This is a genomic window from Olsenella intestinalis (assembly GCF_023276655.1).
GTDB lineage: Bacteria > Actinomycetota > Coriobacteriia > Coriobacteriales > Atopobiaceae > Olsenella_J > Olsenella_J intestinalis.
The window spans coordinates 718,348-745,048 of record NZ_JALGRK010000001.1 but is presented as its reverse complement, the minus strand read 5'-3'; the positions used below and the strand labels follow the sequence as shown (position 1 = coordinate 745,048).

The window sequence follows — 26,701 nt, the reverse complement described above, 5'->3', positions numbered from 1 at the left end:
TCGAGAAGAGCGCGCCCGCAGCCCCAGGCGCGCCGGGGAGCGAGAGGCGGGCTCTTCTCGGCGGCGCAATGTGTGCAAACCGTCTGCGGGCTGTGTTAATCATTTGCCTTGGGCCGTGCGTCCGTAAGCGTGCAGGTGCTGCGGTATCATTGAAAGGCCGTAAAAATCACCGTGGTCGCTGGCGCGGCCGCAACATATGCGTTGGAGGCACGCACATGGGTGTAACCGCGATAGTCCTCGCTGCCGGCGAGGGTACGCGCATGAAGTCCCGTCACCCCAAGGTGATGCATCGATTGCTCGACCGACCCCTCGTGTGGTGGGCCGTCAACTCCGCTCGCAAGGCAGACGTTGAGCGCATCGTTGTCGTCGTCGGAAACGGCGCCGACGAGGTGCGCTCCTATTTTGCCGATGACGCGGACGTGGAGTTCGTCGAGCAGACCGAGCGCCTGGGCACCGGCCACGCCGTGCGCGTGGTGCGCGACGCCCTGGGCGGCTTCTCCGGCCCCGTGGTCGTGCTCTCCGGCGACTCGCCGCTCGTGCGCCCCGAGACGATCTCGTCGCTCGTGGAGCAGACGAAGGCGGCGCACAACGCCTGCACCGTGCTGACCATGACCCCGCCCGACGTCTGTGGCTACGGCCGCGTCAAGATGGACGCCGCGGGCAAGGTGGCGGCCATCGTCGAGCACAAGGACTGCACCGACGAGGAGCGCGCGACGCTTCTGGAGTGCAACTCCGGCGTGTACTGCTTCTGCGGCGGGCGCCTCTCCGAGAACATCGACAAGATCGGATGCGACAACGCGCAGGGCGAGTACTACCTGACCGACATGGTCGGCATCTACGTGGGCATGGGCGAGCCCGTCGCCTCCGTCCACTGCGACGACTACGCCGAGCTGCTCGGCGTGAACAGCCGCATCCAGCTCGCCGAGGCCACCAAGGTCATGCAGCGCCGCATCAACGAGCGCCTGATGGCCGAGGGTGTGAGCATGCTCGACCCCGACCAGGTGTGGGTCGGCGCCGAGGCCACCATCGGCCGCGACACGACGCTCCTGCCCCAGACCTTCGTGTGGGGCAAGACCGTGGTCGGCGACGACTGCGTGATCGGCCCCAACAGCCGCCTCGAGAACGCCCGCGTGGGCAACGGCTGCACCGTGGACGAGACGATCATCGTCGACTCGCAGATCGACGACGACGTCTGCTGCGGACCCCGCGCCTACCTGCGCGGCAACACGCACTTTCTCAAGGGCTCCAAGGCCGGCACCCACGTCGAGCTCAAGAACTCCACCGTGGGCGAGGGCTCCAAGGTCCCCCACCTCTCCTACATCGGCGACACCACCATGGGCGCGCACGTCAACATTGGCGGCGGCTCCATCACCTGCAACTACGACGGCGTCAACAAGAACAAGACCACCATCGGCGACGGCGCCTTCGTCGGCTCCGACACCATGATGGTCGCGCCGGTCAACATCGGGGCGGGTGCCATCACGGGCGCCAGCTCCTGCATCACGCGTGATGTACCTGCCGAGGCGCTCGCGATCGAGCGCTCCGACATGCACATAGTCGAAGGATACGCACAGCGTCGTCGAGCTCGCCTCGAGAAAGGGAACAAGTAGATGTACGAGAACCTGAGTAGCCCCCTGAACGTCGAGAAGAACATCCGTCTCTACACTGGAACTGGCAACCCGGAGCTCGCACAGAAGATCGCTGAGATCCTCCATCTCGAGCTCTCTGGCCTCAAGCTCGAGAAGTTCGCCAACGGCGAGACCTACGCGCGCTTCGAGGAGACCGTCCGCGGCTGCGAGGTCTTCTTCATCCAGACCATCGCCGGCCAGAACGTGAACGACCTCCTCATGGAGACCCTCATCGTCGCCGACGCCGCAACCAGGGCCTCGGCCGCCAACTTCACGGTCGTCATCCCCCACTACGGCTACGCGCGCCAGGACCGCAAGGCCGCCTCGCGAGAGCCGATCACCGCTCGTCTCGTCGCCAACCTCATCGAGGCCGCCGGCGTCGACCGCGTCATCACGCTCGACCTCCACTCCAACCAGATCCAGGGCTTCTTCGACATCCCCGTCACGCACCTGACGGCCCTGTACCAGTTCGGTGACTACTTCGCCGAGAAGAACTTCGACCTCAAGAACACGGTCGTCGTGTCCCCCGACATGGGCCGCGCCAAGGTCGCCAAGAAGCTCGCCGACTACCTCAACTGCGAGGTCGCCATCGCCCACAAGAGCCGCCCCAAGCACAACGCGGCCGAAGTCATGGGCATCATCGGCGACATCAAGGGCAAGACCTGCATCGTCAACGACGACATGATCGACACCGCGGGCACGCTCGTGGGCTCCATCACCAAGCTCAAGGAGATGGGCGCCGGCGACATCTACATCAGCGCGACCCACGGCATCTTCTCGGGCCAGGCCATCGAGCGCCTCGAGAACGCCCCCATCAAGGAGTGCGTCGTGACCGACGCCATCCCCTGCGCCTACGCCAACAAGCCCGGCTCCAAGATCAAGTCGATCTCGGTCGCCCAGGAGATGGCCGACGCCATCTATGCCGTCTACGCCGACAAGCCCGTGTCGACCGTCTTCGGCGGCAACTCGGAGATGTAGCGCCAGCTACACAGATGCATACGCGGGCCGCGCGCCCGTTCACGCGGCCGAACGCAGGTGCCAGTCACCGGTTCGGCCGCGTTTTGGAAGGAGGAGCATGCCCGCCAAACCCAAGGAGATCACCCTCGTCTGCGGACTGGGCAACCCCGGCGACGAGTACGCCCGCACCCGTCACAGCATCGGGTTCGCCACCGTCGACGCGCTCGCCGCGCGCGCAGGCGTCACCTACTGGAAGAGCCAGGCCGGCTGCGAGGTCGCGACCATGCGCGTGCGCGGCGAGGACGGCCCGCGCGAGGTCGTACTCGCAAAGCCCCAGAGCTACATGAACACGAGCGGCGGCCCCCTCTCGAAGCTCATGCGCGAGCTGCGCGTCTCCCCCGCCGAGGTGCTCGTCGTGCACGACGAGGTCGACCTGCCCGTGGGCACCGTGCGCGTGAAGTTCGGCGGCGGGCTCAACGCCCACAACGGGCTGCGCTCGATCTCGGACAAGCTCAAGACCCGCGACTTCTCCCGCGTACGCTGCGGCATCGGCCGCCCGCCTGGAAAGATGAGCGTGGCCGACTGGGCGCTCCGCCAGCTCAAGGGCAGCTTCCTCGAGGAGTTCGAGCTGCTCGCCCAGGACGCCGCCGACGCCGTCGAGACGTGCCTGACCCGGGGCGTCGACGAGGGCGTGAGGCGGACGTCGTAGCCGCCCCAGCGAACATGAGCGCCACACCACGCGCCCCCGCCGACATTCGGCGGGGGCGCGCCTATTAGAACGGACTTACCGAGAGGTGACCTACGACGGCGTCTACTTCATCCCGTACCAGCCAACGCCCTCGGCCCTCCATCCGACCGAGACGAGCATGTCGTTCTCCTCCCTGCTCGTCGTGTAGTTGTGGGTGCCCGAGGTCGCGTAGGGATTGTACTGGCGATACAGGGGGACCCCCTTGGCGTCGTCGGAGTACCAGCCGATGCCCTCGTCAATCCAGCCCACGGCCTTGAGCTGGTCCCTCTCCTCGGCCGAGGTCGTGTAGTGGTGGTCGCCCGCGTAGGGGTTGTAGAGGCGGTAGACGGGCGTGTTCGACTGCTTCGGCGCGACCCAGCCCAGGCCCTCGTAGCTCCAGCCGATGCCGGCGAGGTGGCACATCTCGTCCATGCTCGCCGTGTAGAAGTGCTCTCCCGAGTAGGGGTTGTAGAGGCGGTGCATGTTGACGCGCGCGGGCGTCGGGGTCGGGGTCTTCCCCTCGATCCTGAACGAGGCCGCGGCGGCCCCCTCGTAGTTGCCGACTCCCGTCAGGACGACGGTGGCGATGCCGGGACTCACGTTGTTGAAGTACCAGACCGAGAAGTCTTTCCCCGCCACAAGTGTCCTGCCGCCCACGGTCGCGGTCGGCACGGGCTCGACCGCGCGGCCGGTCTGCTCGTAGCTCGCCGCGGGGAGGGTGACCTTCGCCGACGAGAGGCTGGCCCTCGTGATGGCGAAGGTGGCCGAGGCGGAGCCGGAGTAGTTCCCGATGCCGGTCGCGACGGCCGTGGCGGTCCCGGCGTCGACGTTGCCCTCGTACGCGACGCTGAAATCGACGTCCTCGGCGAGTGCGACACCACCGAGCTCGACCTTCGCCGCGGGAGTCTTGGCGTTGCCGTCATAGGTGAACGAGGCGGGCTCCAGGCCGACGGTCGCACCCGAGATGTCGAACGGGGGGACCGCCTCCTGCACATAGGCATCGGCAACATTCGAACGCGTCGCCACGATCTCGTCCCTGCCGTAGAGCTCGCCGGTCTCCTCAGACCGCCAGAGGCAGCCCTCGTCCGGCTCGGGGACCATCGCGGCCTCCACCATCTTGTAGCGGTCGCCCACCCTGAACGTGGCCGGGTGGGTGTTCGCAAACATGGACCAGGCGCCCGAGACCTTCGATGTGTCCCATCCCGAGAGGTCCAGCGTGGCAAGCGACGGGCACTCCTGGAACATGTAGTGCATTTCCGTCACCTTCGAGGTGTCCCAGTCCGAGACGTCGAGGGAGGCAAGCGACGAGCAATACTCGAACATCGACGACATGTTAGTGACTTTAGACGTGTCCCATCCGGATGGGTCAAGCGCAAGGAGCGACGCACAGCCGCGGAACATGGCCTCCATGGTCGTTACCTCTGATGTGTCCCACCCCGAGGGGTCGAGCGTGGCGAGCGATGAGCAGCGCGAGAAAAGGGCCTCCATGCTCGTTACGGACTTGGTGTCCCACCCCGAGACGTCGAGCGAGGCGAGGGCGGAGCACTCGTAGAACATGGCCTCCATGTCCGTCACCTTCGAGGTGCCCCACCCTGAGACGTCGAGCGAGGCGAGCGACGAGCAGCTGCGGAACATGTGTCTCATCGTCTCGACCGCCGACGTGTCCCAGCCCGAGACGCCGAGGGAGGTAAGGGCGGAGCAGCCGCGGAACATGCGCTCCATGTTCGTCACGGCCGACACGTCCCAGCCGGAGATGTCGAGCGAGGTGAGCGAGGAGCAGCCCTCGAACATCCACCTCATGCTTTTCACGCCCGAGGTGTCCCAGCCGGAGACGTCGAGGGAGGAGAGCCTTGAGCAGTTGCGGAACATGTATCCCATGTCCGTCACGCCCGAGGTGTCCCAGCCGGAGACGTCGAGCGAGTGAAGGGCGGAGCAGTGGCCGAACATGTCCGCCATGTTCGTCACCTTCGAGGTGACCCACCCCGAGACGTCGAGGGAGGAGAGCGACGAGCAGCCGATGAACATCCACTTCATCGACTCGACCGACGACGTGTCCCAGCTCGAGACGTCGAGGGAGGCGAGCGAGGAGCAGTAGTAGAACATGAGCTCCGTGTCCGTCACCTTCGAGGTGTCCCAGCCGGAGAGGTTGAGGGATGCAAGCGAAGAGCAGCCGGAGAACATCTGGCTCATGTCCGTCACGGCTGAGGTTTTCCAGTCCGAGACGCCGAGGGAGGAGAGCGAGGAGCAGTATTCGAACATCCGCCCCATCGTCTCGACCGACGACGTGTCCCAGCCCGAGACATCGAGGGAGGCGAGCGATGAGCAGTGCCAGAACATGCTGTCCATGTTCGTCACCTTCGAGGTGACCCAGCGCGAGACGTCGAGCGTGGCAAGCGAGGAGCAGCGCCAGAACATGTACCTCATCGTCTCGACCGACGACGTGTCCCAGCGCGAGACGTCGAGCGAGGCGAGGGCGGAGCACTCGTAGAACGTGCTGTTCATGTCCGTCACCTTCGAGGTGACCCACCCCGAGACGTCGAGGGAGGAGAGCGACGAGCAGCCGAGGAACATAACCTTCATTGTCTCGACCGACGACGTGTCCCAGCCCGTGACGTCGAGGGAGGTGAGCGAGGCGCACTCGCGGAACATCGCGGCCATGTTCGTCACCAAGGAGGTGTCCAGGCCCGAGGCGTCGATCGACGTGACGGCGGAGCACTGGTAGAACATCGCCTGGCAGTTCTCGGGGGCCGTCACACCTGGCTCGAACACGACGGACTTGATGTGCTCCCTGCTGCCGTACCAGGGAACCAGGGAGGTGTTTCCCATGTTTTCGCCCGCGCCCGCGTGTATCACAAGCGCGCCCTCGGAGTTGATCTCCCAGGCGCAGCCGCCCCACGTGCCGGAGGCGATGTTGTCGCCGGACGCCTGGGTCGCGAGCCCGGTGCCGTCCTCCCCAGTCTCCTCGGGGCCCGGGTCGGGCTCCGTCGCCCGGCCGGCCGCCTCCGGCGCGACGTCTTCCGCGGGCGGGGCGACGGCGTCGTCCGCGGCTACGTCGAGGGGGCTCTGCCCCTTGGCCGGCGCAGTGTCGGAGGCCGGGGTCGCCGCCGTGTCGGCGGAGGGCGCCTCGCCGGCGGCCTCGGACGCGACGTCATCCCCGCCACGCGCGAGGGCCGCGGTTGGGACGCCGCTCGCAGCGAGCGCGATCGCGGCGGCGACGGCGACCATGCGCCGCAGGGGGCCGGTCGCTACGGGATGGGAGGCTCTTCTCGTACGCATGGGGATCATCTCCTAGCTCACACGCATGACAAACGCGACGCGCTCGATTCGAATGCCTTCTCGCAACACGGAACGTCGGGGCGCCCGATGGGCCACCGGCACGCCGCGCCCCGAGGCGCCTACTTCATCCCGTACCAGCCGATGCCCTCGGCGTTCCACCCGACCGAGACGAGCATGTCGTTCTCGACCTTGCTCGCCGTGTAGTTGTGGGTGCCCACGGTGGCGTAGGGGTTGTACTGGCGGTAGAGCGGCACGCCCCTGGCGTCGTCGGAATACCAGCCGACGCCCTCGTCGTTCCATCCCACGGCCTTCAGCGCGTCGCGCTCGCCGGCCGAGGTCGTGTAGTGGTGGTCGCCCGCGTAGGGGTTATACAGGCGGTAGACGGACGTGTTCGACTGCCTCGGCGCCACCCATCCCACGCCCTCGTAGTTCCAACCGATTCCGGAGAGCGAGTCGCGCTCGTAGGGGCTCGCGGTGTAGAAGTGCTCGCCGGTGTAGGGGTTGTAGAGACGGTACATCTCGGCGCGCTCGGGCGTCGGGGACGGGCTCGGCGTCGGCCCGGGCCCCGGGGTGGGCGAATGCCGGACGATCTGGAACGTCGCCGACTTCATGCCCGCATAGTTGCCCGTGCCGGCCACGGTGACCGTCGCCGTGCCGGGGTTCACGTTGTCCCTATAAGACACGGCGTAATCTACGTCAGCAACAAGGGGCTTGCCGCTCAGAATCACCTCAACGGCGGGAGTCTTTGGAGTTCCGTCATAGTAATACGACGAAACCGGAAGAGACAACGACGCACGAGAGACGTCTGCCGGAGTGACCTCGAAAGACTCCTCAGCGATACCGCCAAGGTAATTCTGGGTCTCCTCCACGACGGCACGAACAACATAGGAGCCGACATCCACGGGAGGCTCGGCAGAGCCCGATTCGGCCGTCTCGCCAGCGGGATAGTAGCAATAAGTTACGGCACCGGCCCCGGTATTACCCGAAACGCTAGGTATTGACGGTTCTTCTCCAAAGGGCCATCCAGCAATGGACACCGTTGTGGCAATCGGCGCCTTGGCGATTTCGAACTCAAACGCCACGTCATCCGGAAGGCTATAGTTGGAACTAGTTAAAGCCGTCGCCGTCGCGACGTGAGGTCCCGCCTCCGCCGCTGCTCCCGTGACGCTAACCCCAAGTTCGTCCCCGTAGACTGTTCCAGACGCAACGACTGTCGGACAATGTTCTTCTCCGTCATAGACGAACGATGACCCAGACCATTCAAGCGACACCTCCCTCGGGAGAACCGAGAGGCTACCGTTTTCAAAGGAGATATCGTAGTTGTCGGACGTCAGGCCAGAGACGGATACCGGGTATTCACCCACGCCGGATTCAGGCTTGAAGGTAGACGAAATCGATGCGGTGCCGGAAAGGACGTCCTCCCCGTCTCGGCCCGCGAGGCCCTCAACGACATAGCCGCCATATACGGGTTCGTCACCATAGGTCACGGAACAGTCCCTCGCGCGCACGACGAGAGGCGACTTGACGATTTCAAAGGCGGTGGTTGTGGAGCCGTCATACCTTCCGATTCCACTAACCGTGATGGTGGCCGTTCCCGTATTCAGATTGTTTTTATACGAGCACTTATAGTCGATTCCGCAGCGTAGGTTGCCCTCGTCAAGCACCAGAGACGGAATTGGCCTTATGGCTCTTGCGGCATACGCAAACTGATTCTGCGGGAGAGTCACTGAGGCGTTGCCGATAGGCGTTCTAGAAGAGGCGTCGTAAGAAGTATAGGTGTCTGCTATGCCTGAACGATTCTTCAGAATCTCTGTCCTGCTGATCCAGCGTCCCTCGTTAAGCGAATACCACTGACTCGCATTGCTAGGAAAAGATTCATCTGTATATAGCTGGTCATACGCATCCGTAGAAATACGCTCGAGCGAAGAGCACCCGTCATACATGCCTTTCTCATAGATGCCGTATCTCACCCCCGTCAGATCAGGCAGGTCAAGTGACAGCAAGTTGCTGCAGCCGTAAAACATCGAGTTCCTTCTCTCGAGCTTGGGCAACTTCCAGTCCGAAAGATCCAAAGACTCCAGAGAGCTGCAGCTATAAAACATATGTTCCATAATAGTCACATTTGACGTGTCCCAACCCGAGACGTTTACGCTCTTAAAACGACTTCCCCTGAACATGCTAAACATGTTCGTTACGGATGAAGTGTCAAGATACGAAAGGTCAAGGGAGGCCATCTTACATCCCTCTAACATATATTCCATGTTCTTAACTTTAGACGTGTCCCAAGACGACAGGTCGATTTGCCTCAAGTCACAGCCAGAAAAAAGACCACTCATATCAACGACTTTAGATGTGTCCCATCCCCATCGCGGTATGTCTAGAGGGGTGAAGCTAGAACAACCTGAGAACATCCTACACATATTTGTGACTTTACCTGTGTTCCAGCCCCAGTTCTCAATATCAAGTGATCGTATACTCGAGCAATCGCGAAACAAGCCAAGCAAAGTCGTGTTGACGTCGGCTTAAATCAACCAACTAGCGTCGGGCGTTTCCAACCAAATTGAGTCGGGCGAAATCAACCAACCACATCCCAGCTCTCCTCGCGTCGTCGTATCTAGTTTGCATCACGCCGGCGATCGCATCGTGTTTACTGTGGACTACGCAGTCGCGTCTCGCATGCCTCTTTGCTTCGTGGCCGACGGCACGGCCTCGACGGAAAACGTGTCGAGCTCACGCCCGCGGTAGCTCGGGCCTCGCATCATGAACACCGAGGCCTTGTCGAACACGCGGTCCAGGGCGCACAGGAGCGTGTCGTCGCCCTCGAAGAACTCGTGCCAGTCGCTGGCGACGGCGTTGCTGGTGAGAATCATGGTGTTGGGCCCCTCCTTCTCGTAGCGCCGGTCGATGACGTCAAAGAGCAGGTCCGTGCACTCTCGGTCGAACTTCCTCCTGCCGACCTCGTCTATGATCAGGCACGACGGCTTCACCAGTGTGTTCACCATGCGCGACGCGTTGCTCCTCTTTATGGCCGACGAGATCTTGTCCGCGAGCTCGCTGGCCTTGACGTAGTAGGTCTTGAGGCCCCTGAGGCAGCACTCGCGCCCGTAGGCCTGGGCAAGGTGCGTCTTCCCGATTCCCCCAGGTCCGATGAACGCTATGTTGCGACCCGCGTAGAGGTCCGAGAGGGCCGACAGCTCCGCGAGCGCGCACGCGTCGCGGCCCTGAATGCGCCCGAAGTCGAAGTTGTCGAAGGTTTTGGGCTCCTTGCTCGGCAGCCTGCTCAGCCGCAGGAGGGTCTCGACCGTGGAGCGCCTCCGCTTCTCGGCGAGGTAGCCGAACACCGTCGCGATGGCCTCGACCTCCCTTTCTCGCATGTCGTTGTCCGACGCCAGGCTGGCCAGCTCCTCCGGCCCGATCCTGATCCTCAGCTCCCCGGCGGCGGCGCACGCGCGCTCGAACGGGGTTGAGCCTTCCGATGCCCGTGCCGCCACCGCTACATCACCTCCCTGGAGAAGTCGAACTTGGCGAACGCGGTGTCCGCCCTCGGCTTGGCCCTCGTCACCGTCGTCGTGACCTCTTGGCTCGGGGACTCCTCCGGCTGCGAGTCGGGCCACTGGCCATCGCACCACGAGTCGGCTCGGGACCTGTCGACCTCGTGGCAGACCAGCTCGCGGGAGAGGTCCTCCGAGTAGATGTGGAGGGTGCCGCCCTCGCGGCTCACCCGGCACGTGCTGCCGGAGTACCAGTACGGGACGCCGTACCTTCCGCCCTCGAAGCTGACGAAGCCGTCGAACGAGATCCTCCTCAACGGGCAGAGGTACCGCTCCGCGGCCGCGGGATCCCTCACCTCGCGGGCGTGGGCGGAGCAGAGGCGGCTGTGAACCTCGGCCGGGACATGGCCGGCCGACCTTCGGTACCTGCCGGCCTGCGCGTCGCACCAATCCAGGGCGTCCCTGTTGAGCGATTCGAGGTCCTCAAACGTCCTGCCCGCGAGGAAGCTCTCCTTCACGAAGCGCACGAGCCTTTCGACCTTGCCCTTGGTGAACGGGTGCCTTGGCTTGCATAGCCTGGTCGTGAAGCCGACGCTGTCCATGAACGCCTCGTACTCGCCGTTCCACACCGGCCTGCCCTCCGCGTCCCTGCGGCTCACGACGCTCTTCATGTTGTCGGTCAGGACCCCGTCGGGCACCCCGAGGCGCCCGAACGCGTGGAGCATGCCGATGAACAGGTTCTCCTGGCGCGCGTTGGGGAAGAACTCGACGTAGGGCGTCCCGCAGTGGTGGCACACCATTGCGAAGCACGCGACCCTGTACCTGCGGCCCGCCCAGTCCTCGACGTTCGCGAACCCCCAGTCCATCTGGTAGGATTCGGCCGGTCCGGACCGAAACCGCTGGCCGCTCCCTCGCTGGGGGCCGGTCGCCCGCCGCTTGGCGGGAACGAGGTCGGCGTGGTCTGCCATGTAGACCTTGACGGTGGTGAGGCCGCCCTCGTACCCCTGCTCCAGCAGTCGCTCGTAGACGACTTGCGAGTTGGTGACGCCCTTGCGAAGCTGGTCGTCGACAAAACCGGTGTGGCCGCTGAGCACGGTGCTGCCGGCCTTCATCCCAAGTCGGCCGTGGGGCTTCACCCTGAAGCCGTTGGCCTTGATGGTCCTGGCCCTCTGCCTCGTGAGCCCGGTCCTGCGGCAGAACTCCGCTAGGTTGCACTCCTGCGGGTCGAAGTCTCCGGTCGACTCGGCCTCCATGGAGGCGAGGGCCTTATCTATAATCTCCTGTAGGCCATCGAACTTGCTATCCATTCATCTGTCCTCCTAACGCCGGCGTGATGCAGCACCAGCATAGGAGACGCGGGCAGGTTCGATGGCCTGCCTTCGATGGAGGGGTCTGGTTGATTATGTTTGACTCGGATTGGTTGATTAAGTCCGACGATTAAGGGTTGATTTAAGCCGACGCTAACAGTCGTAACGTTTGAAACGTCCCAACCACTTAAGTCAACACTTGTTAGACTTTCACACGTATTGAAAACATTTATGGCTGAGGAAAGCTTCCTCGTATCCCATTTTGAAACGTCAATTTGAGGGAGGGACTTGCATCCTGAAAACATCCAGTCTGCGACTCGCAGCGATGAGGTATCCCAGCCGGACATGTTCACCGAGGTGAGTTTGGTGCAATCTTGAAACATTCTGCCAGCATCTTGAACCTGGGAAAAATCGACTTTCGAAAGATCGATCGACTCGACGTAATATTTGGCCTGAAATAAGCTTCTGCATTTTTTTGGAAATACGACACCATCGTCGAAGATCGCCCGCACGATCTGTCTGTTGCTTAAATGCCATGGCGCACCATGTTCGTCAACGATATCGGCACCGGTTCCCGCACGCACCCGCAACGTGCCGTCAGAAGAGATATTCCAGGCACATGTACCCCACATGCCCGAGTCCGACGATGCCTGGGCCGTCAGCGAAAGAACAGGATCGACAGGGTCACCGCCATCGTCATCTCCGAAAATGCCCCTATCGCTCCAACCCAACTCATCCAATATCCGTCCGTTCGTCTGACTTGATGTCGCCATTCCCACGCGGCCGCCCTCGTCACCCCCTGTTGTCACCTTGCCTTGCGCCAGCACAAAGGTGGGGACGGTGCCTAGGCCAAGCACGCACGCCATGGCCGCGACAAGCACATGACAAAATAGGCGGCTGCCAAAGAGGGTGGTCTTATTAGTATTCACGAGGCATCAACTCCTCTTGATGAAATTCCTTCCGTGCCGCACTCTCTTTTCGTTGCCCATAACGAGACGCGCCGTCCATAACCACTGACACACCCCACGCGCTCTCACTCGTCGTCTTCGATGTACTCCCTGAAGACATCCATGATGAAGTCGGCGTTTTCAGGCGTATAGGCAGGCGATTGAGCAAGAACCACGTAATCGAAGTCGCCGTTGAAACGAACCCCCTCGACTGTCGGAACGATTCTGAAGCCCACTACGGGCTCTCCGCCCATCTGCTCCGTACCATCCAACGACGCATTGAGGCGTAACTTGCCATCGCAAGACAGCCCCATTTCGGCTTTCTCCTTAAGTCCCTTGCTTATTTCTACAAGAGGCGGATCGCCAAGCCCGTTCGGCTGGTCTGGGATGTCATAGTGATCGCCGTTTGGGTTGGCGCAATAGACCAACTCATCAATCCACCGTGCGGCAATCGCATACAGGAGATAGTTCCCCTGGTCGATGTTAAAAAACCTACCATCCACATCGATACGTTTGCAGTACTTCGGCGCTCGCAACCTAACGTCTCTGTGCAAAACATCCCATATGGCCGCGTTATTAACTCCGAGGCCGAGGTCGGCATGAGAGTCAACGTGAACGACCGAGAACGGCGTATCCAGACGCCCCTCATCGACCAGCTCCTCCCAGCGCAGCAACGACTCGTTATGCTTCACCACAACTCGACCCGGTATCCTGCGCGCTCGAGAAAGCCCGAGATTTTGCTCGAGGAAAGCGCGGACCCGATTCTCGGGCCATACGCTGTTGACGTACTTCTCGTTGGTAGGCCTGACTCCCAAGTCGTGATCCGAGGGAAAGTAGACCGGACAGTCGAGAAAGTAATCCATGTCAAGGTCTAATACTCTCATCGCAACCTCCCCTTCAACGGATGACGGGGCATCCGACAGCCGAACCATTCCGTGCGGGCCGATTACTCGGCCAGGCGTCCAATCGAAGCGATCCAGTCGGTCTGGGCCTCGCGCGTCAGGCGGTATCGCCGCGACGGCGAGGGAGGTTATTCTGGCGGTAGAGCGCAAAACCGCACGCTCGTTGTCCCGGCAATAATGCAGGTAGACGCGATGCGTGCGGCGTTTCTGGCCATGTCATCAAATACTGTACCACTTTAGTGGTACGAATCAACTCACCTCGCCCCTACTATCGGTGCATGGTTGCCGTCGAATACAATTCGCATCGCGAGGAGCTGGCCCGGCGCATCAAGGCCCTCAGGATCGAGCAGGGATACTCGATCCGCAACTTCTCGCTCATGATCGGCATCAGCAAGACGCACCTGGCCAACGTGGAGTCGGCTCAGGCGAGCCCCACCTTCGACATGCTGGAGCGCATCGCCGCCGGACTCAACACGAAGGTCTCCGACCTCGTCACGTTCAAGTAGGGCTCAGAGGCAGGCATGGGGCGTCGCTCACCCACTCCCTCGCTCACAACAAAAGACATATGACGGTCCCCGATGGGGCCGCAGCCGAGGGGCATGCTCCTCTCGCCTGGCGTATGAAACGATTCGGCCAATTTATGCACCCGCACGCACATCTGTCGGCGTGGGTCGACCGCGCAATGGCTAACATGTTGGCTTGTGGGCTGCGCCAGCGTGGCGCAGCAAGGAAATGCGGATGTTTCCGCGGCGTCAGTGTTTGTGAGAGGAGTTCGTTGATGTACAGGATCCTCGAGAAGACGCAGTTCTCCGAGAAGGTGTTCAAGTTCCGCATCGAGGCACCGGAGATGGCCAAGCATGCCCATGCCGGCCAGTTCCTCATGGTGCGCCCGAACGAGTGCGGCGAGCGCGTGCCGTTCACGTTCGCGGACTGGAACGCCGAGGAGGGCTGGGTCGAGTTCATCTTCATGGTCGTCGGCAAGACGACCACCATGCTCTCGCGCTACGAGGAGGGCGACTCCCTGCTCGACGTGACCGGGCCCCTGGGTCAGCCCACCGAGATGGGCCCCGGCACCTGGTGCGTCATCGGCGGCGGCGTGGGCCTCGCGATCGCGTTCCCCGTCGCGCGCCAGCTCGTCGAGACCGGCCACGAGGTGCACGCCATCATGGGCGCCCGCACCAAGGACCTGCTGCTGCTCGAGGACCAGTTCCGCTCGATCCTGCCCGAGGACCACGTGCACATCACGACCGACGACGGCTCCTACGGCGAGAAGGGCGTGGTCACCGCGCCGCTCGAGCGCCTGCTCGAGGCCAAGGCCGTCGACCAGGTCTTCTGCGTCGGCCCCGTGCCGATGATGAAGTTCTCGACGCTCACGGCCGAGAAGTTCGACTGCCCGATCACGGCGTCGCTCAACCCCATCATGGTCGACGGCACCGGCATGTGCGGCTGCTGCCGCGTCGAGATCGCGGGCGAGACCAAGTTCGCCTGCGTCGACGGGCCCGACTTCGACGCGACCAAGGTCGACTGGGACGACCTGCGCGCCCGTCAGGCCGCGTACCGTACCGAGGAGGGCCAGTCCCTCAAGGCCTATGAGGAGGCGAACTGCGCATGCCAGAGGTAAACGGCCGTTGGGTCGCCGACATGAAGGCACCCCGCACTGCTGACAACGAGGAGAGCGCCGAGGAGCGCGCCCGCGACTTCCGCCCGGTCGACCGCGGCTTCACCGAGGAAATGGCCGTCGCCGAGGCGGCGCGCTGCCTGAGGTGCAAGAAGCCGCTCTGCGTCGAGGGCTGCCCCGTCAACATCAACATCCCCGCGTTCATCGAGAAGATCTACGAGAAGGACTTCGGCGCCGGTCTCGACATCATCCGCGAGTCCTCGATGCTGCCCGCCATCTGCGGCCGCGTCTGCCCGCAGGAGACGCAGTGCGAGGGCAAGTGCATCCGCGGCAAGAAGAGCGAGCCGGTCGCCATCGGCCAGCTCGAGCGCTTCCTGGGCGATCAGCCCGAGCTCGCGAGCAAGCCCGAGATGAAGCCCGCGAACGGCATGAAGGTCGCCGTCATCGGCTCGGGCCCCTCCGGCATCACCTGTGCCGGCGAGCTCGCGCGCAACGGCTTCGACGTCACCGTGTTCGAAGCGTTCTTCACCGGCGGCGGCGTGCTGGTCTACGGCATTCCCGAGTTCCGTCTGCCCAAGGCGGTCGTCAAGCGCGAGATCGACGGCCTCAAGGAGATGGGCGTCAAGTTCGAGTTCAACTCCGTCATGGGCAACCTCGCCGACGCCGAGGAGCTGCTGGGCGAGAAGGGCTTCGACGCCATCTACGTGGCGACCGGCGCCGGCCTGCCCAAGTTCCTCAACATCCCCGGCGAGAACCTGCCGAACGTCTTCTTCGCGAACGAGTACCTCACGCGCGTGAACCTCATGAAGGCGAACCAGTTCCCCGAGTTCGACACGCCGACCAAGCACGGCAAGCAGGTCATCGTCTTCGGCGGCGGCAACGTCGCCATGGACGCCGTCCGCACGGCCAAGCGCCTGGGCGCCGAGCGCGCGATCATCGCGTACCGCCGCACCGAGGACGAGATGCCCGCCCGTAAGGCCGAGCTCCACCACGCGAAGGCCGAGGGCGTCGAGGTCATGCCCCTGGTGTCGCCGCTCGAGTTCCTCAAGGGCGAGGACGGCAACGTCTGCGGCGTGCGCGTCCAGAAGATGGAGCTCGGCGAGCCCGACGAGAGCGGCCGTCGCCGCCCGGTGCCCATCGAGGGCGCCATCGAGGAGATCCCCTGCGACGTGGCGATCTCGGCCATCGGCACCAACGCCAACCCGTTCGCCAAGAAGATCGGCGGCATGGAGCTCAACAAGTGGGGCTACATCGTGGCCGACGAGAAGACCGGCCGCACCTCCAACCCGAAGATCTGGGCTGGCGGCGACATCGTGACCGGCGCCGCCACGGTCATTCTGGCCATGGGCGCCGGCAAGGCGGCCGCGGCCGACATGACGACCGTGCTCACGGGCCAGGAGTAAGGCAGACCCGAAGGCGAGCACGAGCGTCGCAAGAGCGAGAGAGGGGCGTCCCCGCAATGTGTCGGGGGCGCCCCTTTGCTCTTCTCGGCCGCATGCGGCGTGTGGGGCGCCCCTGCGATAAGATGGTTCGAGACGATTTGGCGATAGGCGCGCGGGCGCCGCAGGGAGGCCTCATGCAGGACTACAAGCGCGAGTTCATCGAGTTCATGGTTGAGAGCGACGTGCTCAAGTTTGGCAGCTTCACGCTCAAGAGCGGGCGGACGTCGCCGTTCTTCATGAACGCGGGCGCCTACGTGACCGGCGAGCAGCTGATGAGGCTGGGGCGCGCGTACGCCCGCGCGATCCACGAGAGCTTCGGCGACGACTTCGACGTCGTGTTCGGGCCGGCGTACAAGGGCATTCCCCTGGCCGTGGTGACCGCGATCGCGTACCACGAGCTGTTCGGGCGCGAGGTGCGCTACTGCTCGGACCGCAAGGAGGCCAAGGACCACGGCGCGGACAAGGGCCAGCTCCTGGGCGCCGAGCTTGCGGACGGCGATCGCGTGGTCATCGTCGAGGACGTGACGACGTCGGGCAAGTCGATCGACGAGACGTACCCGAAGCTCAAGGCCGCCGCCGACGTGGAGGTCGTGGGGCTCATGGTGTCGCTCAACCGCATGGAGGTCGGCCGCGGGGGCGTCCACAGCGCGCAGCGCGAGATCCAGGAGCGCTACGGCTTCCCGGTGGCGAGCATCGTGAGCATGGCCGAGGTCGTCGAGGAGCTGCACGGCCGCGAGGTCGGCGGGCGCGTCGTGATCGACGACGAGCTCAAGGCCGCGATCGACGCGTACTACGAGCAGTACGGCGCGCGCGACTAGGTGCGGCCGCGGGGCGAGGCCAGGCCGCGGGGCGAGGGGTAGGCTCTTCTCGCCCGCGTGGGGCGTCGCAGGCATGCGTGAGATGGAAAAGGGCGAGGCATCCCGAGGGAGCCTCGCCCTTGTTCGTTGCCGTTGGGACCGACGCTAGCGGTTGGCCTTGAGGGTCGCGAAGACGCGCGTGTTGTGGCGCTTCACGAAGGAGATGAATTTGCCCTCACGGTAGGCCATGCGGACGTCGCGCTTGCGGATGGGCGCGAGCATCATCTTCATCATGCGGGTGCGCGGGCGCGCGACCGCGACGGCGACCTGGGCGCGCTCGCTGGAGATCATGGCCTCGATCTGGGCGAGCTTCTCGTCCTCGGGGAGGTTGCACTGCGGGTTGCAGACGTTCTCGATGCAGCCGACGAGGCGCTCGATGTAGCGACGCTGAACCATCTCCATGCTCGCGGGGTCGCCCTCGAGCCCCCAGTGGCGGTAGAGGTCGAGCATCCAGCCGTGCTCCTCCTCGCGCTTGTCGTACATGTCCGGGCGCCAACGGGCGGTCTCGGACTCGCTGCGCTGGCGGATGAAGTGGTAGTACGGGCGCGAGATGACGCCGACCTTCTCCACGTCGCGGATGTAGTCGAGCACGAAGGGGAAGTCGTCCCAGAAGGTGGGGCGGAAGCGCAGGCCGATGCGCTCGATGCGGTCGCGGCGGAACAGCTTGTTCCAGGGCGGATAGAGCTGGTTGGCGTCAAAGAGGCGCCATGCCGCCGCGCGGAACTCCTGCTGGGTCTCGAAGATGCGGTCAGGGCAGTTCTTCACCTCGGAGGTGTGCTGGTCGGCCGAACCGTAGTAGGTGTCGATGTAGAAGCCCGAGACGACGAGCTCGAGGTCGTTCTCGTCACCCACGCGGACCATGTCGCCGAGCATCTGGGGCTCGGCCCAGTCGTCGGCGTCCATGAACATGACGTAGGTGCCGCGGGCGCGGTCGAGGGCGTTGTTGCGGGCCGCGGGGGCGCCGGCGTTGTCCTGGTGGATGACCGTGACGCGAATGTCGCGGTCGGCGATGGAGTCGAGGATCTGTCCGGTGCGATCGGTGGAGCCGTCGTCTACGGCGAGGAGCTCCCAGTCCTCGAACCTCTGGTGCTGCAGGCTCTCTACGGCGCGTCGCACGTACCTGTCGACGTTGTAGGCGGGCATGATGATCGAAATCTTGGGCAGTGCTGGACTCATTACTCGAAGTCTCCAGACTACGGACGGGCTCCGTACCTAATTAAGTCAAAGATGCCGCCGCGCGAGGCGGGGCGTGAATCGATTTCGATTATGTACCAGTGTGCGGTCGAGGTTGTGCACGCCCCGTGTACTCCAGCGGAATACAGCATATTCACAAACACGCACCGTACGTGCGATTCATGCGGGAGCGCATGGATTGCGGCGGGAGTTCAAGCATGCCCACAGCCGCGATTCGCGAGATTACGGAATGGACGCAGAGAATTACTCAGATTACGGAAAGGACGCAGATAATTACTGAGATTTCGGAATCGACACCGCCGATTACTCAGATTACGGAAAGGACGCACCCCGAGGGACTGCTGTGGGGGCTGCGCAGGCAACCTACCTGCAGCCCTGTGAAAGCAGCCGTCTGGAGGGCGGTGTCGATTCTGTAATTCGAGTAATTGAAGGTGACTTTTCTGAAATCTCAGTAATCGGCGGTGTCAAATCTGTAATCCGAGTAATTATCTGCGTCGATTCTGAAATCTCAGTAATAAAATGCGTCGATTCCGTAATTCGAGTAATCGTCGCTGCACGGACGGGGCCGTCGCGCTCCCCTACTCGCCCTCGTCCTCCTGCTGCTGCGGCTCGTCGGCAACGAGAAGCCCGAGCTGCGCACCGAGGTTGTTCTGGTCGATGACCGACCAAGTGCCGCCGGCACCGTTGTCCTCGGGATTGACCGGGGCGTCGATGTGCTTGAAGGTGCTGACGCCGATGGACTGCACCTGCTCGGCGAGGTCCAGAAGCTCGCCGATGCCCATGTCGGTGTTGATCTGCGCCAGAAGGTCGGCCGAGGAGCCGAGAATCGCCGAGAGCCCCGCGCCCTTGAGCGACGCGATCTTGTTCCAGACGTCGTCGGTCGAGACCACGACGTGCGTCATGCGCAGGTTGGCGGCCGTGGCAAGCGGCGCCACGCAGGCCGACGCGCCCTGGTTGGCGTAGAGGTCCGCAAGCGTCACGGGGGCCTCGCCGGTCACGACCTTGGTGTCCAGCGGAAGGTTGGCCGCCGTCGCGCTGTGCGCGGTGGTGTCGATCGCGAGGATCGACGCCTTCTGGAGCGCGGGCTTGGCCGCGGCCGCGTCGTCGACGGTGAGCACGAGCACGTTGGTGAACTTGTCGCCCGAGAAGGAGTAGCCCGCGGGCGCCGAGGCGCTGTTCTGCGTCTTGACGGCCGAGGTCAGGTTCGAGTCGCCCAGGCGGATGGGCTTGCTCGCCTTCGACCACAGCGTCGCGATCAGGATGCCAAACGCGACGAACACCACGACGAGCACGCCGATGGCCAGGTAGTTGTACTTGGGGTCATACGACCAGACGTCGGTGCGTTCGAATCGCTCGCGCTTCCTGAAGAGCATGCTTCCTCCTAACGAGCCCGCGCCGGCGGGCGCCCTCCTGAAAATGATAGCGAATCTGCCCTGGCGAGTGCGCGCGAGGGGCTTACGCCCAGGGGAGAAGAGCGCCCTCCACGTAGTCGACGCCAACGAACGTCAGCCCCTCTGCCGGGGCCGTGGGGCCTGCGGCGCGCCTGTCGCGCGCCTCGAGGGCCGCGGCGAGCCACGCGGCGTCGCGATGGCCGCGCCCCACCTCGACGAGGCTCCCCACGATGATGCGCACCATGTTGTGCAGGAAGGCGTTGCCACGCACGTCCACCACCACGAGGTCCTCCCCCGCCTCGCGCTCGCGGCTCACGCGGACGCTCTCGAGGCAGCGCGACGTCGAGCGGCCGTCGGCCTCGAGCAGGTGCGCCGAGGTCGCCTTACAGAAGCTCCTGAAGTCATGCTCGCCCACGAGCGCCTGGGCCGCCTTGTCCATGGCGCCGACGTCGAGGTCGGCAACCGTGCGCAGCCACCACGCGTGGTCCCACGCGAGCACCGGGCGCGCGGGCCCGCAACTCATGCGGTAGCGATAGCTCCTCGCCTGCGCGTCGAAGCGCGCCGAGAAGCCCGCCATCGCGCGATAGAGCGGACCGATCGAGAGGTCGTCGGGCGTGAGCGCCACGAGCGACGAGCGCAACCTGCGCCCCTCGCGCACGAGGTCGCCCTCCACGAGCGGCACGCTCACGCACTGCCCGATCGCGTGCACGCCGGCGTCGGTGCGCCCGGCGCACTCCATCTCGACGGGCCGCCTGAGCGCGACCTCGAGCGCGCGCCTGAGCTCGCCCTGCACCGTGCGCTGCCCGGGCTGCTCGGCGTAGCCGCAGAAGTCTGCGCCGCGATAGCCCACCGTCAGCGCCAGCGTGCCCGCGCACGCCTCGGTGCCGCCCGCGGCCTCGCTCGTCATCACATCGCCCATGCCAGAAAGTCCCTTCACGCTCGCGCGAGGCGCCGTCGCCCCGCACGTCACTGCAGTATATCCGCCGGCCACGCGTCCGGCCCACACGCGCCTACAGCAGCGCGCACGCCACGGCCAGCGCCAGCGAGCCGAGCGCCAGCGCCACGTCGCGCGCGCCCATGCGCGCCTCCATGACCATGCCGCCCGCGCCGGAGTAGCAGCGGTCGCGCATGGCCAGGGCCAGCTCGTCAGCGCGGTCGAACAGCCCCACCACGAGCGGCACGAGCACGCTCGCCCACCGCGAGAGCCGCACGCGCACCGACCCCTCGCCGAACCTGGCGCCACGCGCCCGCTGCGCCAGCACGATGCGGTCGAACTCCCCCATCGCCTCGGGCAGGAAGCGCAGCGCCATGCCCACGATCATCGCCACGTCGCCCACGGGCACGCCCACGCGCGCCAGCGGCCGCAGCACGCACACGAGCGAGCGCGCCACGTCGGCCGACGACGTCGTCGCCGTCACCACGCACACGAACCCCACGAGCAGCACGATGCGCAACACCGCCACCGCGCCCCTCGCCAGGCCGTCGAGCTCGATGCCCACGTACCCGATTATCTGCACGTCAAAGCTGCCGTCCACCACGATCGTGTTGGCGAGAAGAGCGAACGCCAGGACCACGGCGGTCGGCTTGACCGCACTCGCGAGCGCACTCGCACCAATGCGCGCGACGCGCAGCAGCGCCACGAGCGCGACGACGAGAAGGGCCAGCGCCCACGGCGTGCGTGCGACGAACGCGGCGACGCTGAGCGCCAGCAGCGCGAACAGCTTCGCGCGCGCGTCGACGTCGTGCAGCGCCGTGTGCCCCGAGACGTAGGCGCCAAGGGGAATCGACCTAGCCATGAAGCACCTCCCCGAGCCGAAGCGCCAGCGGCGCCACCAGGCCTACCGCCTCGAAGTCCGCGCGCGTCGGCCGCGCGCTCTCAAGGTCGACCTCGCGAACGACGGCGCTGTCCGCCACGAAGGCGATCCGCGACGCGAGGTGCAGCCACTCGTCCGCGTCGTGGGTCACCACGACCACCGCGTCGCCCTGACGCGCGAGCCTCAGCGCCACCGAGCGCATCAGCTCGCGCCCGGCCCCGTCGAGGCCAGCCGTCGGCTCGTCGAACACGTAGGCCGCGGCCTGCATCGCGCAGATGCCCGCAAGCGCCACGCGCCTGCGCTGCCCGCCCGAGAGCGCCAGCGGGTTCTTCGCAAACAGCGCCTCGTCCACGCCGAGCTCCGCCAGCGCATCGCGCGCCACGCGATCGGCTTCCTCCGCGGCCAGCCCACGATTCGCAGGCCCGAACGACACGTCCGCAAGCACGCTGTTCGCAAACAGCTGGTCATCCGGACGCTGCAGCGACAGCCCCACGTCACCAGCGCGCACGACGCGCCCCGCAAGCGTCGCGGGAGAGCCCTCGGCCTCGAGCAGCCCCGCCGCGACCAGCGACGCCGTGGTCTTGCCCGACCCCGACGCGCCCACCACGAGCGTCACCGCCCCGCACGGCGCCGCAAGCCGCATGTGCGACAGCGCGACGTGCCGCGACGCCCCGTGCCCGTACGCAAACGACGCGTCCTCGACCACGAGCCCCTCAGACGCCTCGTCGCCATGCTCGCGCCCCTCGCCGCCGAGAAGAGCCTGCAGCCTCGCCCCAAGGCCCCTCTCCTCCGCGAAGCGCCCCATGGCGGCTGCGTCTGCGCCCGCAACGTCCATGCCCGCGCGCGCAAGCGCCGCAAGCGCGTCCAGGCCGGCGCCGCGCAGCCCCGAGAGCGAAAGCGCCTCTTCGTCGCGCAGGAGGGCGTCAGGCGAGCCCTCCCACGCGATGCGCCCCGCGTCCATCACGAGCACGCGGTCGGCGCGCAGCACGTCCTCGACGAGGTGCGTGATCTCGAGCACGCCGCGCCCCGCGGCGCACACGCGCCGCACGAGGTCGGCCACGAGCTCGCGAGCGGCAGAGTCCAGCTGCGCCGACACCTCGTCGAGCACCAGGTAGCGCGGCTCCATGGCCAGCACGCCCGCAAAAGCGAGCCGCTGCTGCTGCCCGCCCGAGAGCTCCATCACCGAACGGTCCGCGAGCCTCTCCAGGTCGCACGCCTCGAGCGCACGACCCACGCGACGCTCGACCTCTGCGGCCTCGAGCCTGAGGTTGCGCGGCCCGAAGGCGACCTCGTCGCGCACGCTCGACGTGACGAGCTGCGCCCGCGGGTCCTGCTGGACGTAGCCCACCTCCTCGAAGAAGGTGCGCCTCGCCCCCTCGCGCGACACCTCGCCGTCCACCTCGACGAGGCCCGCCGCAGGCTCGATCGAGCCGTTGGCAAGCCGCGCGAGCGTCGACTTTCCGCAGCCGTTGCTCCCGAGCAGCACCACATGCTCGCCCGGCGCCACCTCTAGCGAGGCGCCGCACAGCACGCGCTCGGAGCGCGGGTACGCAAACTCGATGTCACTCAGGCGAAGCATGCTTCCTTCCTACAGCAAGGGGGAGGCCCGACCGGACCTCCCCCTTGAGAATCAAGCGTATGAGACGAGCCTACTCGGCGTCGGTCTCCTCGGCCTTGGCCTCGGCGGCCTCCTCGGCGGGAGCCTCCTCGACCTTCTCGGCCTCCTCGGTCTCCTCGACCTTCTCGGCGACCTTCTCGACCTTCTTGACGGAGGTCTTAGCGGCCTTGGGCGCGACGGGCTCGGTCACGAGCTCGATGATGACGACCTCGGCGTTGTCACCCTTGCGGGGGCCAAGCTTGAGGATGCGGGTGTAGCCGCCGTTGCGGTCGGCCCACATGCCCTGAGCGGCCTTGTCGAAGACCTCGCGCACGACCTCCTTGTCGCCCACCTTGGCGATGGCGAGGCGACGAGAGTGCAGGTCGCCCTTCTTGGCCCAGGTGATCACTCGGTCCACGTCGCCACGGATGGCCTTGGCGCGCGGCTCGAGGGTCTTGATGCGGTCGTTGGCGAGAAGGGAGACGATCAGGCTCTTCTTCATTGCCTTGGTATGGCTGGCGTCGGTGCCGAGCTTCATACCCCTCTTCTTGTTGTGTCGCATGTTCTAGCTACTCCTCAGTAAAACGTACGGCGAACTAAGCCTTGAGGCCGAGGCCCATGGACTCGAGCTTGTCCTTGACTTCCTCGATGGACTTGACGCCGAAGTTGCGGATGTTGAGCAGGTCGTTCTCGGAGAACTCAACCAGCTGGCGGACGGCGTGGATGCCGGCGCGCTTCAGGCAGTTGTAGGAGCGAACCGAGAGGTCCAGGTCCTCGATCTGCTTGTCGAGCTCGGTGTTGTCCTCCTCGACGCCGCTGGCGAAGATGGAGGTGTCCTCGACGGGCTCCTCCTCGTCAGCGAGGGTCATGAAGGCAGCCATGTGCTGGTTGATGATGTTGGCAGCCTCGACCACGGCGTCACGCGGGGAGATCGAGCCGTTGGTCTCGACCTCGAGCACGAGGCGGTCGTAGTTGGTGTGCTGGCCAACGCGGCAGGGCTCGATCGCCCTGGCGCAACGGCGCACGGGAGAGTACAGCGAGTCGACGTGGATGATGCCGATCGGATCGGCGTCACGCTCGTTGTCGTCGCCGGACACGTAGCCGCGACCGGTGCCGATGCGCATCTGCATGCTCAGGTGAGCGCCCTCGCCGAGGGTGCAGATGACGTGGTCCTTGTTGATGAGGTCGAACTCGGCGGGGATGCGGAAGTCGCCGCCGGTCACCGTGCAGGGACCATCAATCGAGATGGAGGCGGTAGCCTCATCGCCCATGCCGTTGCTGCGGAACACGAGCCCCTTGACGTTGAGCACGATGTCGGTGACGTCCTCGTAGACGCCCTCGACGGTCGTGAACTCGTGCTGCACGCCATCGATCTGGATGGCCTCGACGGCCGCACCCTCGAGAGAGGAGAGCAGCACGCGACGCAGCGAGTTGCCGAGCGTGGAGCCGTAGCCGCGCTCAAGCGGCTCGGCGCTGACGCGGGCGAGGTTGTCGGAGATCTCCTCTACCGACACCTGCGGTCGGATGAATTCGGACATGAATACCTCCTACCGTCTCAGGTTTACTTGGAGTAGAGCTCGACGATGAGCTGAGCGTCGATCTCGAGGTCGATCTGGTCACGCACGGGGACCTGGAGAACGGTGCCCTGGAGCTTCTCGATGTCAACCTCAAGCCAAGCGGGAACGGCCATGTGCTCGGAGGAGATGAGGGCCTCCTTGATGGGGAGAAGGTCCTTCGCCTTGGCGGCGACGGCGACGACGTCGCCAGCCTTCACGCGGTAGGAGGGGATGTCGACGCGACGGCCGTTCACGGTGATGTGGCCGTGACGGACGGTCTGACGGGCCTCCTTGCGGGTGCGGGCGAAGCCGAGGCGGAACACGACGTTGTCGAGACGGAGCTCGAGAAGAGCCATCAGGTTGTCGCCGGTGACGCCGTTCATCTTCTTGGCCTGGTCGTAGTAGCCACGGAACTGCTTCTCGAGCACGCCGTAGATGAACTTGGCCTTCTGCTTCTCGCGCAGCTGCATGCCGTACTCGCTCTCCTGGCGACGACGGCGCTTGGGCTGGCGGTTAGACTTCTTGTTGATGCCCATGACGATCGGATCGATGTCAAGCTGGCGGCACCTCTTAAGGACAGGGGTCCTATCAATTGCCATTGCTACTGTCCTTCCCTACTAGTTACGACGACGCTTCTTGGGGCGGCAGCCGTTGTGTGCGATGGGGGTCTTGTCCTGGATGCCCGAAACCTCGAGGCCAGCGGCCTGGAGGGAACGAACGGCGGTCTCGCGACCGGAACCGGGACCCTTCACGAACACGACGACCTTGTGAAGGCCGTGCTCCATTGCTGCCTTGGCGCAGGCCTCGGCCGCGACCTGGGCCGCGAACGGAGTGGACTTACGGGAGCCCTTGAAGCCGACGGTACCACCAGACTGCCAGGCGATGACGTTGCCCTGGGGGTCGGTGATCGTGATGATCGTGTTGTTGAACGTGCTCTTGATGTGGGCCTGACCCACGGAAATGTTCTTGCGCTCGGCGCGACGGACGCGCGTGGTGCGCTGGTTCTTCTTAGGCATGCTTTACTCCCTAACCGCGCTTCTTGGCACCGATCTGACGCTTCTTGCCCTTGCGGGTGCGAGCGTTAGTGTGGGTGCGCTGACCATGGACAGGGAGGCCCTTGCGGTGACGGAGGCCGCGGTAGCAGCCGATCTCCATCAGGCGGGCAGTGTTCTGACGAACCTCGCGACGGAGGTCACCCTCGGTGGTGTAGTTCGCGTCGATGAAGTCGCGAATCTTGGTCACCTCGTCCTCGGTGAGGTCCTTGACGCGGGTATCGGGGTTCACACCGGTCTCAGCGCAGATCTTCGTTGCGCGGGTCTGACCAATGCCATAGAGATACGTAAGACCGACCTCGACGCGCTTGTCACGCGGCAGGTCGACACCATTGATACGTGCCAACTTCGAGCTCCTCTCTTAGCCCTGACGCTGCTTGTGGCGAGGGTTCTCGCAGATCACGTAAACCTTGCCATGGCGACGGATGACTTTGCACTTGTCGCACATCTTCTTGACCGAAGGACGTACCTTCATATGCGTTTCCTTCCGTAAGTACTACACGAACTGGTGGTGCTTCTGGCGAGGCAGGTGGAGCTGCCAGGCCTCTATCTACTCGCCCAGCCGCAGGCGTGAATATCCGAACGTGGCTGGTAGGTGCCGGGGCACCCTAAGATGGCTGCAGGGCCTACTTGTAGCGATAGGTGATGCGGCCGCGCGTGAGATCATACGGAGAGATCTCCACGACGACCTTGTCCCCGGGAAGGATTCGAATGTAGTTCATGCGAATCTTGCCGGAAATGGTGCAAAGGATGACCTTGCCATTTTCGAGCTCGACGTTGAACATCGCATTGGGAAGGGGCTCGAGTACGGTGCCCTCCAGCTCGATTCCTGCTTGTTTGCTCACCCTACCTACTTTCTCCCTGAAAGTTACAGCGACTGAATATCTTACATAAAGTGCAGCCTGGCGTCCACGTTGCACGGTTCTTCCACAAGATTTCGCCACG

General features: G+C 64.6%; 25 protein-coding genes and 1 pseudogene. 7 read left to right on the top strand and 19 right to left on the bottom strand.

Translation table 11 applies throughout. From position 1 onward, the window contains the following. The first annotated feature begins 215 nt into the window (after positions 1–215). From glmU to pth, 3 genes are all read left to right on the top strand, one after another. Positions 216–1,610, top strand: a complete 1,395-nt coding sequence (glmU, locus tag M5D76_RS02930; RefSeq protein ID WP_248921887.1) for a bifunctional UDP-N-acetylglucosamine diphosphorylase/glucosamine-1-phosphate N-acetyltransferase GlmU — start codon at positions 216–218, stop codon at positions 1,608–1,610. Further along, positions 1,611–2,606: a ribose-phosphate diphosphokinase gene (locus M5D76_RS02925; protein ID WP_248921886.1), complete on the top strand. Its 996-nt coding sequence runs from the start codon at positions 1,611–1,613 to the stop codon at positions 2,604–2,606. Between the two features lie 97 nt (positions 2,607–2,703). Next, complete coding sequence (pth, locus tag M5D76_RS02920; protein ID WP_248921885.1) at positions 2,704–3,294, top strand: aminoacyl-tRNA hydrolase; 591 nt, start codon at positions 2,704–2,706, stop codon at positions 3,292–3,294. A gap of 102 nt (positions 3,295–3,396) precedes the next feature. On the opposite strand, the gene M5D76_RS02915 is transcribed toward pth, so the two are convergent. The 7 genes and pseudogenes from M5D76_RS02915 to M5D76_RS02890 form a co-directional block, all read right to left on the bottom strand. Continuing rightward, entirely contained in the window at positions 3,397–6,588 is a 3,192-nt protein-coding gene (locus tag M5D76_RS02915; protein ID WP_248921884.1) for a BspA family leucine-rich repeat surface protein, read from the bottom strand. A gap of 119 nt (positions 6,589–6,707) precedes the next feature. Further along, a complete protein-coding gene (locus M5D76_RS02910; protein ID WP_248921883.1) occupies positions 6,708–7,271 on the bottom strand; it encodes a hypothetical protein in 564 nt (187 codons plus the stop codon). Between the two features lie 615 nt (positions 7,272–7,886). After that, a pseudogene (locus tag M5D76_RS09320) lies at positions 7,887–9,083 on the bottom strand (BspA family leucine-rich repeat surface protein); the annotation flags it as partial. A gap of 162 nt (positions 9,084–9,245) precedes the next feature. Beyond that, positions 9,246–10,079, bottom strand: coding sequence for an ATP-binding protein (locus tag M5D76_RS02905; RefSeq protein ID WP_248921430.1), 834 nt, complete (start codon positions 10,077–10,079; stop codon positions 9,246–9,248). A gap of 2 nt (positions 10,080–10,081) precedes the next feature. Next, positions 10,082–11,386, bottom strand: a complete 1,305-nt coding sequence (locus M5D76_RS02900; RefSeq protein ID WP_248921882.1) for a DDE-type integrase/transposase/recombinase — start codon at positions 11,384–11,386, stop codon at positions 10,082–10,084. After that, a complete protein-coding gene (locus M5D76_RS02895) occupies positions 11,350–12,315 on the bottom strand; it encodes a BspA family leucine-rich repeat surface protein (RefSeq protein WP_248921881.1) in 966 nt (321 codons plus the stop codon). Before M5D76_RS02895 ends, M5D76_RS02900 begins: the two co-directional genes overlap by 37 nt. 104 nt (positions 12,316–12,419) lie before the next feature. Next, complete coding sequence (locus M5D76_RS02890) at positions 12,420–13,217, bottom strand: peptide arginase family protein (protein ID WP_248921880.1); 798 nt, start codon at positions 13,215–13,217, stop codon at positions 12,420–12,422. A 296-nt stretch (positions 13,218–13,513) separates the two neighbouring features. Here M5D76_RS02890 and M5D76_RS02885 point away from each other — a divergent pair, with 296 nt between their 5' ends. The 4 genes from M5D76_RS02885 to pyrE all read left to right on the top strand — a co-directional run bounded on the left by M5D76_RS02885 (position 13,514) and on the right by pyrE (position 17,113). Then, a complete protein-coding gene (locus tag M5D76_RS02885) occupies positions 13,514–13,741 on the top strand; it encodes a helix-turn-helix domain-containing protein (protein ID WP_248921879.1) in 228 nt (75 codons plus the stop codon). Between the two features lie 272 nt (positions 13,742–14,013). Beyond that, on the top strand, positions 14,014–14,856 hold the full coding sequence (locus M5D76_RS02880; protein ID WP_248921878.1) for a sulfide/dihydroorotate dehydrogenase-like FAD/NAD-binding protein: 843 nt from the start codon (positions 14,014–14,016) through the stop codon (positions 14,854–14,856). After that, positions 14,844–16,256 (top strand): NADPH-dependent glutamate synthase, encoded by a 1,413-nt coding sequence (gltA, locus tag M5D76_RS02875; protein ID WP_248921877.1) that lies wholly within the window; start codon positions 14,844–14,846, stop codon positions 16,254–16,256. Before M5D76_RS02880 ends, gltA begins: the two co-directional genes overlap by 13 nt. Before the next feature lie 173 nt (positions 16,257–16,429). After that, positions 16,430–17,113: an orotate phosphoribosyltransferase gene (pyrE, locus tag M5D76_RS02870; protein WP_248921876.1), complete on the top strand. Its 684-nt coding sequence runs from the start codon at positions 16,430–16,432 to the stop codon at positions 17,111–17,113. A gap of 144 nt (positions 17,114–17,257) precedes the next feature. On the opposite strand, the gene M5D76_RS02865 is transcribed toward pyrE, so the two are convergent. The 12 genes from M5D76_RS02865 to infA form a co-directional block, all read right to left on the bottom strand. Continuing rightward, complete coding sequence (locus M5D76_RS02865) at positions 17,258–18,328, bottom strand: glycosyltransferase family 2 protein (protein WP_248921875.1); 1,071 nt, start codon at positions 18,326–18,328, stop codon at positions 17,258–17,260. 596 nt (positions 18,329–18,924) lie between these two features. Then, the gene (locus M5D76_RS02860; RefSeq protein WP_248921874.1) at positions 18,925–19,719 is read right to left on the bottom strand and encodes an LCP family protein; all 795 of its coding nucleotides are present in this window, start codon (positions 19,717–19,719) and stop codon (positions 18,925–18,927) included. A gap of 82 nt (positions 19,720–19,801) precedes the next feature. After that, the gene (gene truA, locus M5D76_RS02855) at positions 19,802–20,656 is read right to left on the bottom strand and encodes a tRNA pseudouridine(38-40) synthase TruA (protein ID WP_248921873.1); all 855 of its coding nucleotides are present in this window, start codon (positions 20,654–20,656) and stop codon (positions 19,802–19,804) included. Positions 20,657–20,747: 91 nt separating this feature from the next. After that, a complete protein-coding gene (locus M5D76_RS02850; protein ID WP_248921872.1) occupies positions 20,748–21,533 on the bottom strand; it encodes an energy-coupling factor transporter transmembrane component T family protein in 786 nt (261 codons plus the stop codon). Beyond that, on the bottom strand, positions 21,526–23,130 hold the full coding sequence (locus M5D76_RS02845; protein ID WP_248921871.1) for an ABC transporter ATP-binding protein: 1,605 nt from the start codon (positions 23,128–23,130) through the stop codon (positions 21,526–21,528). The genes M5D76_RS02850 and M5D76_RS02845 overlap by 8 nt, the downstream gene beginning before the upstream one ends. Positions 23,131–23,200: 70 nt before the next feature. Then, the gene (gene rplQ, locus M5D76_RS02840; protein ID WP_248921870.1) at positions 23,201–23,710 is read right to left on the bottom strand and encodes a 50S ribosomal protein L17; all 510 of its coding nucleotides are present in this window, start codon (positions 23,708–23,710) and stop codon (positions 23,201–23,203) included. A gap of 34 nt (positions 23,711–23,744) precedes the next feature. Further along, the gene (locus tag M5D76_RS02835) at positions 23,745–24,686 is read right to left on the bottom strand and encodes a DNA-directed RNA polymerase subunit alpha (RefSeq protein WP_248921869.1); all 942 of its coding nucleotides are present in this window, start codon (positions 24,684–24,686) and stop codon (positions 23,745–23,747) included. A 23-nt stretch (positions 24,687–24,709) separates the two neighbouring features. Then, entirely contained in the window at positions 24,710–25,303 is a 594-nt protein-coding gene (rpsD, locus tag M5D76_RS02830; protein ID WP_248921868.1) for a 30S ribosomal protein S4, read from the bottom strand. Between the two features lie 18 nt (positions 25,304–25,321). Continuing rightward, on the bottom strand, positions 25,322–25,720 hold the full coding sequence (gene rpsK / locus M5D76_RS02825; RefSeq protein WP_248921867.1) for a 30S ribosomal protein S11: 399 nt from the start codon (positions 25,718–25,720) through the stop codon (positions 25,322–25,324). Positions 25,721–25,730: 10 nt separating this feature from the next. Further along, positions 25,731–26,102, bottom strand: a complete 372-nt coding sequence (gene rpsM / locus M5D76_RS02820) for a 30S ribosomal protein S13 (protein ID WP_248921866.1) — start codon at positions 26,100–26,102, stop codon at positions 25,731–25,733. Between the two features lie 15 nt (positions 26,103–26,117). Then, the gene (rpmJ, locus tag M5D76_RS02815; protein WP_002563183.1) at positions 26,118–26,231 is read right to left on the bottom strand and encodes a 50S ribosomal protein L36; all 114 of its coding nucleotides are present in this window, start codon (positions 26,229–26,231) and stop codon (positions 26,118–26,120) included. A 151-nt stretch (positions 26,232–26,382) separates the two neighbouring features. Continuing rightward, a complete protein-coding gene (infA, locus tag M5D76_RS02810; protein WP_078687477.1) occupies positions 26,383–26,601 on the bottom strand; it encodes a translation initiation factor IF-1 in 219 nt (72 codons plus the stop codon). Between the last annotated feature and the right edge of the window lie 100 nt (positions 26,602–26,701).

Excerpts from the sequence above, each read along its gene's own strand:
- glmU (WP_248921887.1), top strand. The coding sequence starts at position 216 with ATGGGTGTAACCGCGATAGTCCTCGCTGCCGGCGAGGGTACGCGCATG.
- M5D76_RS02925 (WP_248921886.1), top strand. The coding sequence starts at position 1,611 with ATGTACGAGAACCTGAGTAGCCCCCTGAACGTCGAGAAGAACATCCGT.
- pth (WP_248921885.1), top strand. The coding sequence starts at position 2,704 with ATGCCCGCCAAACCCAAGGAGATCACCCTCGTCTGCGGACTGGGCAAC.
- M5D76_RS02915 (WP_248921884.1), bottom strand. The coding sequence starts at position 6,588 with ATGCGTACGAGAAGAGCCTCCCATCCCGTAGCGACCGGCCCCCTGCGG.
- M5D76_RS02900 (WP_248921882.1), bottom strand. The coding sequence starts at position 11,386 with ATGGATAGCAAGTTCGATGGCCTACAGGAGATTATAGATAAGGCCCTC.
- M5D76_RS02890 (WP_248921880.1), bottom strand. The coding sequence starts at position 13,217 with ATGAGAGTATTAGACCTTGACATGGATTACTTTCTCGACTGTCCGGTC.
- M5D76_RS02885 (WP_248921879.1), top strand. The coding sequence starts at position 13,514 with ATGGTTGCCGTCGAATACAATTCGCATCGCGAGGAGCTGGCCCGGCGC.
- M5D76_RS02880 (WP_248921878.1), top strand. The coding sequence starts at position 14,014 with ATGTACAGGATCCTCGAGAAGACGCAGTTCTCCGAGAAGGTGTTCAAG.
- gltA (WP_248921877.1), top strand. The coding sequence starts at position 14,844 with ATGCCAGAGGTAAACGGCCGTTGGGTCGCCGACATGAAGGCACCCCGC.
- pyrE (WP_248921876.1), top strand. The coding sequence starts at position 16,430 with ATGCAGGACTACAAGCGCGAGTTCATCGAGTTCATGGTTGAGAGCGAC.
- M5D76_RS02865 (WP_248921875.1), bottom strand. The coding sequence starts at position 18,328 with ATGAGTCCAGCACTGCCCAAGATTTCGATCATCATGCCCGCCTACAAC.
- M5D76_RS02860 (WP_248921874.1), bottom strand. The coding sequence starts at position 19,719 with ATGCTCTTCAGGAAGCGCGAGCGATTCGAACGCACCGACGTCTGGTCG.
- truA (WP_248921873.1), bottom strand. The coding sequence starts at position 20,656 with ATGGGCGATGTGATGACGAGCGAGGCCGCGGGCGGCACCGAGGCGTGC.
- M5D76_RS02850 (WP_248921872.1), bottom strand. The coding sequence starts at position 21,533 with ATGGCTAGGTCGATTCCCCTTGGCGCCTACGTCTCGGGGCACACGGCG.
- M5D76_RS02845 (WP_248921871.1), bottom strand. The coding sequence starts at position 23,130 with ATGCTTCGCCTGAGTGACATCGAGTTTGCGTACCCGCGCTCCGAGCGC.
- rplQ (WP_248921870.1), bottom strand. The coding sequence starts at position 23,710 with ATGCGACACAACAAGAAGAGGGGTATGAAGCTCGGCACCGACGCCAGC.
- M5D76_RS02835 (WP_248921869.1), bottom strand. The coding sequence starts at position 24,686 with ATGTCCGAATTCATCCGACCGCAGGTGTCGGTAGAGGAGATCTCCGAC.
- rpsD (WP_248921868.1), bottom strand. The coding sequence starts at position 25,303 with ATGGCAATTGATAGGACCCCTGTCCTTAAGAGGTGCCGCCAGCTTGAC.
- rpsK (WP_248921867.1), bottom strand. The coding sequence starts at position 25,720 with ATGCCTAAGAAGAACCAGCGCACCACGCGCGTCCGTCGCGCCGAGCGC.
- rpmJ (WP_002563183.1), bottom strand. The coding sequence starts at position 26,231 with ATGAAGGTACGTCCTTCGGTCAAGAAGATGTGCGACAAGTGCAAAGTC.